At 61.6% G+C, this 13,734-nt stretch carries 10 protein-coding genes and 2 pseudogenes; 6 read left to right on the top strand and 6 right to left on the bottom strand.

The genetic code is table 11. The features are described 5' to 3' along the window. Window positions 1-12 precede the first annotated feature (12 nt). Window positions 13-1,017 (top strand): Bug family tripartite tricarboxylate transporter substrate binding protein, encoded by a 1,005-nt coding sequence (locus DN412_RS24755; protein ID WP_115214000.1) that lies wholly within the window; start codon window positions 13-15, stop codon window positions 1,015-1,017. A 32-nt stretch (window positions 1,018-1,049) separates the two neighbouring features. Next, a pseudogene (locus tag DN412_RS24750) lies at window positions 1,050-1,544 on the top strand (amidase family protein); the annotation flags it as partial. Between the two features lie 147 nt (window positions 1,545-1,691). Here the strand turns inward: DN412_RS24750 and DN412_RS24745 are convergent. From DN412_RS24745 to DN412_RS24730, 4 genes are read right to left on the bottom strand one after another with little or no spacing between them, the layout of a single operon-like run. Beyond that, entirely contained in the window at window positions 1,692-3,005 is a 1,314-nt protein-coding gene (locus tag DN412_RS24745) for an NAD(P)/FAD-dependent oxidoreductase (protein ID WP_115213999.1), read from the bottom strand. Continuing rightward, entirely contained in the window at window positions 3,002-3,760 is a 759-nt protein-coding gene (locus tag DN412_RS24740) for an amino acid ABC transporter ATP-binding protein (protein ID WP_115213998.1), read from the bottom strand. The genes DN412_RS24745 and DN412_RS24740 overlap by 4 nt, the downstream gene beginning before the upstream one ends. Then, window positions 3,757-4,428 carry an amino acid ABC transporter permease gene (locus DN412_RS24735; protein ID WP_115213997.1) on the bottom strand — a complete coding sequence of 224 codons (672 nt, stop codon included), beginning with the start codon at window positions 4,426-4,428 and terminating at the stop codon, window positions 3,757-3,759. The genes DN412_RS24740 and DN412_RS24735 overlap by 4 nt, the downstream gene beginning before the upstream one ends. 5 nt (window positions 4,429-4,433) lie before the next feature. After that, on the bottom strand, window positions 4,434-5,207 hold the full coding sequence (locus tag DN412_RS24730; protein WP_115213996.1) for an ABC transporter substrate-binding protein: 774 nt from the start codon (window positions 5,205-5,207) through the stop codon (window positions 4,434-4,436). 614 nt (window positions 5,208-5,821) lie between these two features. On the opposite strand from DN412_RS24730, the gene DN412_RS44660 reads away from it, so the two are divergent. After that, window positions 5,822-6,073 (top strand): hypothetical protein, encoded by a 252-nt coding sequence (locus tag DN412_RS44660; protein WP_115213995.1) that lies wholly within the window; start codon window positions 5,822-5,824, stop codon window positions 6,071-6,073. A 544-nt stretch (window positions 6,074-6,617) separates the two neighbouring features. Here the strand turns inward: DN412_RS44660 and DN412_RS24720 are convergent. Beyond that, window positions 6,618-7,085 (bottom strand): hypothetical protein, encoded by a 468-nt coding sequence (locus DN412_RS24720; protein WP_133303078.1) that lies wholly within the window; start codon window positions 7,083-7,085, stop codon window positions 6,618-6,620. A gap of 5 nt (window positions 7,086-7,090) precedes the next feature. Beyond that, complete coding sequence (locus tag DN412_RS24715) at window positions 7,091-9,922, bottom strand: hypothetical protein (RefSeq protein WP_133303077.1); 2,832 nt, start codon at window positions 9,920-9,922, stop codon at window positions 7,091-7,093. A 344-nt stretch (window positions 9,923-10,266) separates the two neighbouring features. Between DN412_RS24715 and DN412_RS45700 the strand changes: the two genes are divergently transcribed. From DN412_RS45700 to ltrA, 3 genes and pseudogenes are all read left to right on the top strand, one after another. After that, a complete protein-coding gene (locus tag DN412_RS45700) occupies window positions 10,267-10,497 on the top strand; it encodes a helix-turn-helix domain-containing protein (RefSeq protein WP_341868074.1) in 231 nt (76 codons plus the stop codon). Window positions 10,498-10,519: 22 nt separating this feature from the next. Beyond that, a pseudogene (locus DN412_RS24705) lies at window positions 10,520-11,335 on the top strand (IS630 family transposase); the annotation flags it as partial. A 615-nt stretch (window positions 11,336-11,950) separates the two neighbouring features. Then, complete coding sequence (ltrA, locus tag DN412_RS24700; protein WP_115213992.1) at window positions 11,951-13,651, top strand: group II intron reverse transcriptase/maturase; 1,701 nt, start codon at window positions 11,951-11,953, stop codon at window positions 13,649-13,651. Window positions 13,652-13,734: the final 83 nt, after the last annotated feature.

The raw sequence follows: 13,734 nt of genomic DNA, 5'->3' as shown, positions 1-13,734 counted from the left end.
GGAGGTGCTGCGATGAATCCCACTCTACATTCGTCCCTGCGCAGAGCCTTCGTGGCGGCCCGGGCGCTGGCGCTGCCAGCGCTGGCGGCTGCCGCCGTCGGGGCCCACGCGGCATCGGCGTATCCGGTCCGGCCCGTCACGCTCGTGGTGCCGTTCCCGGCCGGCGGGGCGGTCGACATGATCGGCCGGCTCGTCGGCAAGAGCCTCGGCGATGCGCTGGGCCAGCCGGTGGTGATCGAGAACCGCGCCGGTGCCGGCACCATCGTAGGTGCCGGCTACGTGGCCAAGGCCGCGGCCGATGGTTACACGCTGCTGATCAGTTCGGGCTCGACATTCACCGTCAATCCGGCCATCAACGCGAGCCTGCCGTATGACCCCGTAAAGAGCTTCGAGCCCGTCGGGCTGGTGGCGCGCGTACCGCTGATTGTGCTGGCGAACAAGGCGGTGCCGGTGGATACGCTGCCGCAGATGGTTGCAGCGGTCAACGCTGCGCCGGGCAAGTATGTCTATGGGTCTTTCGGTACCGGCACCACCGGGCATTTCGCAGGCGAGATGCTGCTGGGCGCCACGGGCATGAAGCTGCAGCACATCCCATACAAGGGCAGTGCGCCGGCTGTGGCCGACCTGATCGGCGGGCAGATTCCGTTCTCGGTCGATACGGTCGCCGCGTCGTTGCCCCATATCCGCAGCGGCAAGATCAAGCCGATCGCGGTCACGGGCGCCCGCCGCGCCACGCTGCTGCCTGACGTGCCCACTGTCGCGGAAGCTGGCTATCCCGGCTTCGACGCCGACTCGTGGGTAGCCATCGTGGCGCCGCGCGGCTTGCCGGCCGACGTCAAGGCCCGGCTGGAAAAAGCGGTAGCGCAGGCGATGAAAGACCACGAGGTCCAGCAAAAGCTGCTGGCTAACGGGCTGGAGCCGAACTACGCGGGCCCGGGGCAGGTCAGCGCCATGATCAGCAAGGAACTGCCGCTGATGCGCGCCACCGCACAGCGTGCGAGCATCACGGCGAATTAATGGTTTCCATCGTCCTACCTGGAGACAGCGGCATGAAAGAACAAAGGAAGCTGGTAGCGCGCCCGGCCACCGAGCTGCGGCGCATGATCGGGAGCAAGGAAATCTCTCCGGTTGAACTACTCGATGCGTGCATCGCACAGATCGAACAGGTGAATCCGTTCCTGAACGCGGTCACGGCTACGTGTTTCGATCGCGCGCGCGAGGAAGCGCGTGCCGCCGAACGCGCGGTGCTCGATGGTCAGCCGCTCGGGCTGTTGCACGGCCTGCCGTTGGGCGTGAAAGACCTCGAGGCCACGACCGGTCTACTGACCACATACGGATCGCCGCTGTATCGCGACAACGTGCCGGACGAAGACAATGTACTGGTGGCGCGCCTGCGCGCCGCCGGCGCCATTGTCACGGGCAAGACCAATATCCCCGAGTTGGGCGCAGGCGCCAATTCGCGCAACGATGTCTGGGGCGCCACGGGCAATCCGTTCAACCCGAATCTCAATGCGGGTGGATCGTCGGGCGGCTCCGCCGCCGCGCAGAAGAATGGTGGTGGGGGCGATCGAGATGACGGCCGTTCCACGCGACAAGATCCTCCACGCCAGTTCGCCGTCGTCACACAAATTGCGGAAGACCCAACTTTCCTTTGTTCTACGGCCCGGGGGCAGGGCGGACACGTCGCCTTGTCAGCCAAACTTGTCGAGCAAGCTGTACCACGCGACCCCCGCGGCAATATAGAAGCGCTGCAGGCCATGCAGCGGAATCGGTGCCAGAGGCGAAAGCGGGTAGGGAAATGGCTCACCATTTGACATCAGCCTGGCTGCCAGATGCTTTCCGAAGCTCGTGCACAGTGCGATGCCCCGACCGTTGCAGCCCACCGCAATCGTCACACCTGGGGCCGGTTCGTGGATATGCGGCATGAAGTCGCGGGTGACGGCGATGCGGCCCGCCCAGCGGTACTCAAATTCCAGCGGACCTAGCTGCGGGAACAGCAGCGCCAGCGAGCGCTCCAGATGGGCAAACTCCTGTGGGTGGCGCGGATCGGCGAAAAAACCGCGGCCTCCCATCAGCAGCCGTCCGGCGTGGTCCTTGCGGAAGTAAAGCAGCAGGCGTTGCGAGGTCGACGCCGTCTCGCCGCGTGCCAGGATGGCCCGGGCATTCTCGCCTTCGAGCGGGCGTGTGGCCACGATAAAACTGTTGGCGCTGAGCAGCGTCTGCTGCAGGCCGGGCCAGAGCGAACCGGTATAGCCGTTGGTGGCAATCACCACGCGGTCGGCAGTGACTGTCGCACCCGTCGCAATGTTCGCCACCCACTTGGCACCTTGCCGCGCCAGCGCCGTGACGCCGCTGCTGCCATGGATGGCGGCTCCCGCTTGCTGCGCCGCCCGGACCAGTCCACGCGCGTAGGCCAGCGGCTGGATGCCACCTGCGCGGCCATCGAGCCAGCCGCCTGCGAACGCCTGCGTCCCGACGCGCCGCGCCACTTCCGCCTGGTCAAGCATCTCGACGGGGGCGCCACGACGTTCCCACTGGCGCGCTCGAGCGTGCATGGCCGGCACGGCCCCGGGCGAATAGGAGAGCTGCAGCCAGCCGCTGCGCACCGGCTGGCAGTCAATGCCGTGGCGGGCGATCAGGTCGAACACCAGGTCGGCGGAGCGCGAAACGGCGTCGATCAGGGGTTCGGCGCGCTCGCCGCCAAGCATCCGGACCAGTTCGTCCGGATCGTGCTTCAGGGTGGGATTGACTTGCCCGCCGTTGCGCCCCGATGCGCCCCAGCCAGGCTCATTGGCTTCGACCACGCACACCTGGGCGCCGGCCTCGGCGAGGTGCAACGCCGTCGACAGGCCGGTGTAGCCGCCGCCGATCACGAGCACGTTGACCGTCCTCGAGTCCCGCAATGGGGGCGTGGCGGGGGCGGGCGGGGCGGTGGCGGCCCACAGCGACGGCGGCAGCGGGGCGGGGCAGGCTGGCTGGCCCGGCGCGGACTTGGTGGGGATCATAGGGCGAGATCTCCCGTCGCCTCGACCGGCTTGTGCAGCACGCGGCGCAGGAAGTCCTGCGTGCGCGGCTGGCGGGGCGCGCCCAGTACCTGCGACGCAGGGCCTTCTTCGACGATGGTGCCGCTGTGCAGGAAGCAGACACGGTCGGCCACTTCCCGCGCAAAGCCCATCTCATGCGTGACCACGATCATGGTCATGCCTTCGCGCGCGAGGTCGCGCATGACCTCGAGCACGTCGCCGACCAGTTCGGGGTCGAGGGCCGAGGTCGGCTCATCGAACAACATGGCCTCGGGCTTCATCGCCAGTGCGCGGGCGATCGCCACGCGCTGCTGCTGGCCGCCGGAGAGTTGTGCAGGGTGCGCCTGTGCCTTTGCCGCCAGCCCGACCTTGTCGAGCAGGCTCATCGCATCGGCGCGCGCTTTGTCGCGGCTCTCGCCTCTCACGTAGACCGGGCCTTCCATCACGTTCTCGAGCACCGTGCGATGCGGGAACAGGTTGAAGCGCTGGAACACCATGCCCATGCGGCTGCGTAGCCGATGGATGTCCTTGCTGTTGCGGTCCACGCGCTCCCCGAACGCGCGGATCTCGCCGCCGTCATAGGATTCCAACCCGTTGATGCAGCGCAGGACGGTGGATTTGCCTGAGCCGGATGGGCCGATCAGGCAGACCACCTCGCCTTTGCTGACATGCAGGCCCACGCCGCGCAGCACGTGGTGATCGCCGAAGTGCTTCTGCAGGTTCTGGATGTCGATCATGGTTTCTTCCTTCCGGCTCCGAAGCGCTGCTCCAGGCGGCGCAGGCCATAGACGAGCGGCAGGCTCATCAGCAGGTAGAGCAGGGCCACCAGCGTGTAGACCGTCATGTTCTGGAACGTCGACGAGGCGATCAACTGGCCCGCGCGCGTCATCTCCGCAACGGTGATGGTGGAAACGAGCGACGAGTCCTTGAGCATCATCACCAGCGTGTTGCCATAGGGCGGCAGCGCGATGCGGAAGGCCTGCGGCAGGATCACGCGGCGCATGATGAGCGGTCCGCGCATGCCCATGGCCTGCGCCGCCTCGCGCTGGCCGGGATCGACGGCCTCGATGCCGCCGCGGAAGTTCTCGGCCTGATAGGCGGAGTAGGCGATGCCGAGCCCGATCACGCCCGCCTGGAAGGTGGTGAGGTGGATCCCCGCATCCGGCAGCACGAAGTAGATGTAGAAAAGCTGGACGATGATCGGCAGGCCGCGGATCACATTGATCGCCGCCGCCGCCCCGTTGGAAAGCACGCTGACGGGAGACAGCTTCATCAGCGCCAGCCCCAGCCCGATGACACTGCTGAGCAGGAACGACAGCACGGTCACCTGTACCGTGACCACTGCACCCTGAAGCAGGATGGGCAGGAACTCGCGTGCGTGGTTGAGGAACGTTGCGCCGTCCATGGCTGTTACAGTCCCCATTTCTGGATGATCTTCGCCAGCGTGCCGTCGGCCTTGATCTGCGCGATGGCCTTGTTGACCTTTGCCAGCGTTTCGTTGTCACCCTTGCGGACCACCAGGCAGACGTCGCCCACATTGACCGACTTGTAGTTCGTGACGAGCTTGACGCCCGGAAACGCGTGCTGGCGCAACTGGTAGGCGATCAGCGGCTGGTCGCCCAGGCCTGCCTTGATGCGGCCAAGTGACAGGTCGCGCGTCATGTCCGCGATCGAGTCGTAGCTGCGCACTTCCTTGAAGATGCCCTTCTTGTTGAGCATATCGAGGAACACCGTGCCGACCTGCGCGCCGACGGTCTCGCCCTTGAGCTCGTCCAGCGTGGTGTAGGCCTTGTTGTCCTCGCTCTTGACGATAAGCCCCTCGCCGTAGGAGTAGACCGGATCGCTGAAATCCACCACTTGCTGCCGCGCGGGCGTCTTGAGCATCGCCGCCGAGATGATGTCGATCTTGCTGGAGGTCAGCGAAGGAATCAGTGCCGCGAACGCGGTTTGCTGCACATTGACGTTGAAGCCGCCAGCCTTGCCCACGGCGGTCACCGTGTCGACCATCATGCCCTGGATGCTGTTGGTCTTCACATCGAGGAACGTAAACGGCACGCCTGTGGCTGTCGCGCCCACGTTGTAGGTTGGTGCGCCTCCCTGGGCCCAGGCGAACGAAGCGGTCGAAAGGGTGCCGGCCACGCACAGGACCAGTGCAGCGCGGCGGGAAATGGTGGCGATAGACATGGGAACACTCCNTGAGAAACAAGGCGCGTGCCTGGCTGAAACCCGGCAACATGGGCATAACGATGACCCGCTTAATAACCACAAGTCATCGTTTCTCCGCCCACGCCGGGGCCGGAAGGGCCTTGAAATGCTCCAAACAGAGAAACCCAAAAAGCAGCGAAGTGGCATTGGAAGTCCCACGGCCGCTAAGCGCGGGGTCAACCTCCTGCAAATCTCAGCCGTTTCTGGATTGCCACGTAACGAACGAGACTTTGTGGTGGGCCACACATACTGCGATGCATCAACCGTCACACCCTAAAGACGCATTTTGCAAACAACACCCAATTCCCCCGTCTTTTCTCCCTAATTCGCCCAGGCCGCTCCCTCGATAATCTCCGCTGACGAATAGCGGCCCCCGTTCCCGCCTTTCCGCTGTCGCTATTTCACGAAAATGACACGCAGCGACGCGGAGTTATGGCCTAGAGTTAAAGTGCTTTCTCAAGAATTGGTGCGATGCAACAGGTGTGTCATGAGGCGCTTTCGCTTCGCATGGCTGCCTTCGTGGACGATTCTGACAATTGCTGCGCCCTGTGGACCTTTGCGACATGCAGGAACCAGGATGATGGAAGGAGGACATGAAAAGCACAAATGAGCAGTGCCTGCGTGCTCAGGTCGAAAAATGGCTCGCGCCTGGCCCCACGACATCGGTCCACGTAGTGGAATTCAGTCGCACCCACTTGGGCCGGCGACGCTACGTATGCGTCGAGACCATGCAACCAGCCGGTTTGCGCGCGTTGTTCTTCTTTCGGCACGATGACGGCTGCTGGCGCGTGTTTCCGCCGGCAGTCGATAAGTCGAGGATGAGTGCCGACCGTCTTGCCTTGTGAGTGGTCATTGCCGACTTGTCGCAAGCAGACCACGCAGCAAATGCGGCGCCTTCACACAATTCTGAGCGGATGGCAATGGCGTTGCCGGAGTAGATTTGGCACCCGAACGCACGTTGGGCATCCGCTTGGCGGCACCTTTGATGGCTGTCTGGATGACACACACCTGGACCCGACGAAGCAACCGTTTGTCCTTCCGCCCCACATTTGGGGGAAGCTGAGCATAGGTTCCCCATAGCGAACTGGCGCGCATCGAGAATCGAATCGCTGAAATGCCCACAGGCATCAAAGCTTCGCAAGCAATATGCGCTCGCCCCAGCCATATAGTGCCCTTCCAAATGGGGAAGGGCATTTCTGCTTCTGGCTCCAGACATTGTTCGGGGCACTCATGCGAACGAACGTTAGCCTGTCAACTCTGGCCGAGCACGNAGTCCCTCAAATCTCCCAGGATTCGAATCAGATTCATATTCGATCTGGGAGTTCGGCACGCAGCGAAATTCTTGCTAAGCCTTGCTGCGTCTTACTCTTCGGCATTCCGCAGGGACGACTATTTTGAAGCTTTCACTTGGTCACGAAACGCGGGATCAGCAGCAAGCTTGGCGGTCAAGATTGCAGAAAGGGCGTTCACCAGTTCCACGTTCTGCGACATAGCCACTGGGATCTTGTTGATCTCGGCCACCGTGGTGTCTACCACGTTCTGCCGCCATGCCGTGTTTGTATTCAGCAAGCCATCACTCGCTGCGGCAAGCTTCTTTGTCGCCTCGGCCAGTGCGGCGATCGCTTTGATCATCTCCTCTTGCCCCTTCACCAGCTTGCGCGTTTCCAGAACCTGCAGATACTGAACTTGGATCTCAATATCGCCGGGTCCCGCATTATTACCCCAGGAGTTCCTGCACGAAGTGGTTACTAAGCTATAAGGCTGGTACGGTTGAGCGTATAGCTCCGGGCACGGGTCGACAGCCAAGGCATTCGACATGACGAATAACGTCAAACCTGCAGCAATCCAGTTCTTCATGACAATCATTCTCCGTTAGCAAGGATACGAACAACGCGAATGGCCTGCGACTTGTCCATGGCAGTGAAGACCGAATAGTCTGCATAGCGCTCGGCGAGCACTTCTCGGTCGCGCACGCGGGCCATGGTCCCGACGGGGTAGGTCATTCGTCTCGCGCTCCAGTCCGCGAGTGTTGGCAGCGGGAGGTCGTAGCCCCCCAGCCTGAATGACACTGTGCGACTGGAGCCAAGTGGGCCGTCCGCCGCGAATACCTGCGTTTCATTCGGCAGCTGAAACTGGCCCAGCAGAATCTCGCGCGAGCGGCTTAGCCGCAGCTCACTGATCGGGGCAAGGGCGCTGCCATCCGACTTGGTTTCGAGTTCAGCGAACGGAGCAAGCACGGCCCGGTAACCCAACTCGTTCGCGCCACAAGGCGTCGCCGCACATTTCTGCGTCGCCATCAGAATCAGAGTCGCAACGTTTTGCCGGAGCCACGGGTTGTTCGCATTGCGCAGCAAGTCGTCAGCACGCTTCTGCTGGGACGTCACCGCCGGACGGAATCGTTTAGCAGTCACATCCCAAAGCGCGTCATACACGAAATATGCGGTGAGATCGCCATAGACCATAGCCTGCTGCGCGACTGCGACATCCGAAACTGTGAGGGCGCCGAAAAGCAAGTCCTTGCCGTACGCGACGGGCAGCCCGGCGGTTTGGTCCGCAAGCTGCTGCAAAGTCAGGGGAATCCCCACCCCTCCGCCCGGTGCAAAGTTGGCTGGCGCTGATACGAGGGCGGACCACTCCACGATCGCACCGACTTGTTCGCGCAAGATGGCGTCACCGAGGAAGCGTTGTGTCCTGCTAAGCGCTTGCTCCTCGTTGGACCCATGCGCCACCGGGTCGAATGTCGCGCCATCCGAGCAAAGAAGAGTCTTGGCCCGAGCAGCGAGAAGGGAACTACTGCCACAAGCTGTCAGGCGACCAGAAGCGCCGCGACCGTCCAGTTTTCGAACCCGGGCTAGCAACTCGGGACCCGTCGCAGCCGGGGACGAAAGCATCGCGAATGCGCCAGCGAAAGACCCCCACCCTGGATACTGCTGAGCCCTGATCTCCCACCCGGACCTGACCAGAAGGAAGGCTGGCTCATGAACATCCTTCAGGTACCTGGCCAAGTCCGGACTCGCAAACGTGACCTTGGGATCTTCACTAGGTGTCTCGGGCAACTTGCTCGCAGCAAGTTCCAAGCGGAGAGGGTTACCGAGGTCGGTTCCACTTGTGAACTGGCTGACCATGCCTCGCAGCGCGATCGCACATGGAAACGCAGCGTTCACGCCCCACTGGGCCGTGTAACTGAGCATCTGACCTGGCGAGCGGAAGGAGAGCGTCTCTCGATCGAAGGCATATCCATTGGAACCACCCGTCGCGCCAGCATCGCGGTACCGCCAGGCCGTCATGCACGGCTGGTAGTCCGCGAACAACGCAGTCCGCGTGTTCTCGGTCAGAGACTTGACTTCGAATTCAATGTTATCCAACCGCTGATGCAGACGGGTTTCCGTTTGTGCCAGCTGGACCGAGAGTTGGTCGATCGCCTCGAGCGTCTTCGTCTGCAGCTCGAGGATTCGATCCAGCTTTTCCTGGATCACCGCGAGTTCGGCGAAAATCTTCGCGAACTGCGCGCGGTAGGGGTCGGAGCCACCCCTCCGTCCAAAGAGCCCGGACACGGTTGAAATCGCGCCCAGGTAGTTGCCGGAGAAGGCCTGACCCAGAGCATCGGTGGCAACGGTTCCATACTCGATCGCTTGAGAGACTTTCGGATCGACCTTCATGCCGAAGTTGCTCATGATGGTCGTCACATCGCGTGCCGCAGTTACCACGGAACTCGCTGTCGCGATAATCTCCTGCTTCTTGACCTCCGTCTTTAGGTAGTTGACTGCTTTTTCGCGCTGAGCGCCGGTGAGGCCAGGCTTGGCACCGCCTTCCAGTAGCGCGAGCTTCACAGCCGGAGGTTGCTGCTCGAACAAGATGTCCTGGATCAGCGCAACTTGCTGGCCGGTGGCTTGTTGATCCTGGCGAAGCGCCTGGACGTCGTTCTGCACATCCTGCAATTGAGCGTTGAGCTGCGCAGATCGCGTTTCAAGGACTTCCAGCTTGTCCTTTACCGCTTTGTTAAAGGCTGTCGCGGTCTTGACATGAGTTGCCAGCGCACCCTCGACCCGCTGGACTTCCGCGTACGACTTGCCCGACACAATCAGTGCTGCAGAGTTCGTCTGCTGCATCGTGGCTAACACGAGCTGGCGAGCGGCCGCCGCTGCCTGCGGATCGTCCTTGAGGGCCTGTTCGAGCGTGGACAGCCGTCGCGTGCGCTTCTCAAACAGCTGCCCAGCCTCCGGGTATTTTCCGTCGCTAATGAGGGCATCGAACTTGTTACGGTCCCACTTGGTCATGCTCTGCAGACCAGCGCTCAGGACGCCCCTCGCCTTCCCGATTCCTTCATCCGCAATCCAATTGGCAAACTGCTCGTTGCCGTACCGCGCGAAGCTGGCGGCAGCCGCTGCAGGGAGCGCGCCCACGCCGCTTCCCGTTGCGAGCGTTTGCGCCGCGGTGATCACGACTTCGCCATTCGAGGATATGAGGCTGCTGGTCACTCGTGCGGCGCTGACGGTATCCCGGTAGCGGTCCACGAGCCCGGTCAGGTCACGACCGAGCACCTCGGCATCTTCCGGGTTGACGTTTGTCTTAGCCCCATCGGAGACCAGTTGGGCAGCCCCGACGAAAACAGATAGGCCGAACTTGGAAAGTGACGAGGCGACGCCAGGGCTCAGGGCCAGTACGTCGGTCTGTGCGGTTGAGTTGGTGCTCATGGTCGCGACCCAAAGCGACGCTGCGGCCACACAGGCAGGCTTTAGTCCCTTCATCATTTTCCCGTCCCTGGCTTATGGATGCCTTTTCTCGCCCAACCACCGCAGGCCGCACGGTCGCAGGTCGCTTGGGATTTTAGCCGCGGCGGGCGCCCCGATCGCCACTTTAACGCATGAAAGTGGCAATAAAGAAACAGGAGACACGCTTTTCGCTGTACATGATGACCGTACTTAACATGTACAGAGAAATAAAGGTACGCATGCGTCACCTACCACGCTGCACTGCGGGCTAGTACAACATCCCGTAAATAGCTTTAATAATTCATCGCCTCGGATATGATGGCGGGATGAGTCGAGGCCGCCATGCAACGCCAGTGAAGTTGGCGAAGAAAGAAAGACAGGAACTGTTATCGCTGATCGAGCGCAAGACGGCGCCGCAGCGAGATGTGATGCGCGCGCGAATCGCGTTGTGGGCCCACGAGGGCCACGCTAATACGGTCATTGCGCGGGAACTGGGTGTATCGGTGCAAACTGTTTGCTTNCTAGTACAACATCCCGTAAATAGCTTGAATAATTAATCGCCTCGGATATGATGGCGGGATGAGCCGAGGCCGCCAAGCAATGCCAGTGAAGCTGGCCAAGAAGGAAAGACAGGAACTGCTATCGCTAATCGAGCGCAAGACGGCGGCGCAGCGAGATGTGATGCGTGCGCGAATCGCGTTGTGGGCCCACGAGGGCCACGCTAATACGGTCATTGCGCGGGAACTGGGTGTATCGGTGCAAACTGTTTGCCTGTGGCGCAAGCGCATTGCTCAGCAAGGTGCGCAAGGCATTCGCGAGGGTGAGCGCAGTGGCCGTCCGCCACGCATCACGCAGGAGGCGCGACTGCAGTTGATCGCGCTAGCGTGTGAAACGCAGGAACCTGAGGGACGGGTCACACCGACGCTCGACGAGATTGTGGCGCGCGCCGTGGAGCGCGGGGTCGTCGGGCAGATCAGCCGCAGCCAGGTGCAGCGCATTCTGCAAGCCGGCGACGTGCGTCCACACCGGATCCAGCAATGGCTACACAGCCCGGATCCGGCCTTTCGCGAGAAGGTCAACGGAATTTGCAAGCTGTACCGCAAGGCTCCGCGAAACGCGGTGGTGCTCAGTATCGACGAGAAGACTGGTATTCAGGCCATCGAGCGTAAGTACCCGGGACGTGCACCTGCGCCCGGACGGCTGCGTCGGCGTGAGTTTGAATATGTTCGTCACGGCACCCAGGCGTTGATTGCCGCGCTGAACGTGCATACCGGACAGGTGCTGGCAGAATGCCGCGACCGGCGCACCCAGGAGGATCTGGTGGCCTTCATGGAGCGCGTGGCGACCGCGTACCCGGGCAAACAGGTGCACGTCGTCTGGGACAACCTGAACAGTGCGACGTGAAAGTCGCCAGACTCGTTGTTTCACCGCCGGAAACGGCGGGAGGAAACCGGGCGTTCCGTCGCCCGTAGTCTACCGGTGCATGCGATGCTGGCAACGGCGTTGTATGAAGCCACCGGGACAATGTAGCCCGGCGCAAGCCGAGTCTGGGTCGCGAGACCAAGGCTCCTCTGCGAGTGTCGATGCGGAGGGGGCGCTAGACTGGATGGCATGATCAAGATATCTGAACTGCTGTTAAACACCGTCATTGTCAAAAGGCCAAAGGCACTGACAGGCCTTACCCAAAATGGGAACGTAGTGAGGCCCGCCCTTTTGTTTATGGGGCGGCACGGACAGACACACTACCGGTGAAGAGGCAGGATCTAAACCATTCGTGCGAATCTGGTGGAACACGGTAAACCCGTATCGCTGCCCATCCGGGCAGGCCGACCGTGAGGAAGGCTGTTGGCGGTGCGGGCAAGGGAGTGCGGAGAAAGCGAATGCCACCCTGTAATCGGGCGGACAGGGATTGCGCTGCAAGGCAACATCATCCCACGCGAAAGCGGGCAGACTTCCGCATGGTCTTTCGTCACGAGAGAGCTTGACTAACCTTCAAAGGAGGAGAAGCAGATGACTGTGCAGCAGTTCGGCGCGGGTGCGTCCTCCGACCGCGCACGACACTGGCACGACATAGATTGGGCCAGATGTCATCGCGAGGTTCGACGGCTGCAGGCGCGTATCGTGAAGGCCCAACAGGCCGGCAAGTACGGCAGGCTGAAAGCCCTGCAGTGGTTGCTGACCCACTCGTTTAGCGGCAAGGCACTCGCCGTTAAACGGGTGACTGAGAATCGCGGAAAGCGGACTCCCGGCGTAGATGGCATCACTTGGTCTACGCCAAAGTCCAAGCTCGAAGCAGTGTTGTCGCTCAAACGGCGCGGATACCAACCGCGTCCGCTGAGACGGATCTTTATCCCGAAGGCCAACGGGAAACAGCGGCCCTTAGGCATTCCCTGCATGGTCGACAGGGCTCAGCAGGCATTGCATCTGCTCGCTCTGGAGCCTGTCGCGGAGACAACGGCGGACCCAAACTCGTACGGGTTCAGGTCTGTCCGGTCAACTGCGGATGCGATCGAACAGTGCTTTCGGGCGCTGGCACGATCGGACTGTGCGCAGTGGATCCTTGAGGCTGATATCCGCAGCTGTTTCGACGAAATTTCGCACGACTGGCTTGTCGCCAACATCCCTACGGACAAGGCGATACTGCAAAAATGGTTGAAGGCAGGCTACCTTCATAACCGTGTTCTTCACTCAACGCAGGCTGGTACACCGCAAGGCGGTATCGTTTCTCCTGCGCTGATGAACATGACCCTCGACGGACTAGAGCGAGCCTTACATGCGCAGTTTGGCAGACGGGGCCGTAACCCAACGAAGGTCCACATCGTCCGTTATGCTGACGACTTTATTGTCACCGGCGCAACGCGTGAAGTACTGGCGGATGAAGTGCAACCGATGGTCGAGCAGTTCCTGGCGGAACGGGGGTTGTCGTTATCGCCAGAAAAGACCCGGATCACACACATTGACGATGGGTTCGATTTCCTCGGCATGAACGTGCGCAAATATGGCGGCAAGTTGTTGATTAAGCCGGCCAGAACGAGCGTTCAGCGCTTCCTGCGCAAGCTGCGGGACATTGTGAAGAACAACGCGACGGCGCGGCAGGACTGGCTGATCAGGAAACTCAATCCGCTCATTCAGGGATGGGCCAACTATCACCGGCATGTCGTATCGAAACGTATCTTCAGCAACATCAGTCACGCGATTTGGCAATGTCTGTGGCGCTGGGCACGGCGACGGCATCCACGAAAGAACGCTCGGTGGATCAGGGCGAAGTATTTCCGGGTCGTTGGCTCGAATCACTGGGTCTTCGGCATCGAAACCAGCAGGACGCCCGGCACAGGAGAGCCCAAACTTCTGACGCTGTACGACATCGCCAGCACGCCGATACGGCGGCACCGGAAAATCAGGGCCGCCGCCAACCCGTTCGACCCGCAGTGGGAAAGCTATTTCGAGGAACATCTTGGCCTCGCGATGATGGACTCACTCAAGGGGCGGAAGCGGCTTATCCGGCTGTGGCTGAGCCAGGAGCGGACGTGTCCCGTCTGTCACCAAATGATTACGAAGTCCAGCGGGTGGCGTCTAACCCATCTGGAACGGGTGATCGATGGTGGCACGGACGCGAGTCGCAATCTGCTGATGCTGCATCCGGACTGCCACGGGATCGCGCGTGGCCGACGATTCTCAGTGGTTAAACCGGCTCCGGCGACGGGGCTTTGAAAGGCTTGAGCGAAATGCGGGGAAACTCGCACGTTTCGTTCTTAGGGGAGGGCCCGGTGGCAACATCGGGTCCTTACCCGACC

It is taken from the genome of Cupriavidus lacunae (assembly GCF_003353055.1).
Classification (GTDB): Bacteria; Pseudomonadota; Gammaproteobacteria; order Burkholderiales; family Burkholderiaceae; genus Cupriavidus; species Cupriavidus lacunae.
The sequence above is the reverse complement of the archived record's forward strand: the minus strand, read 5'-3'. Positions and strand labels throughout refer to the sequence as shown.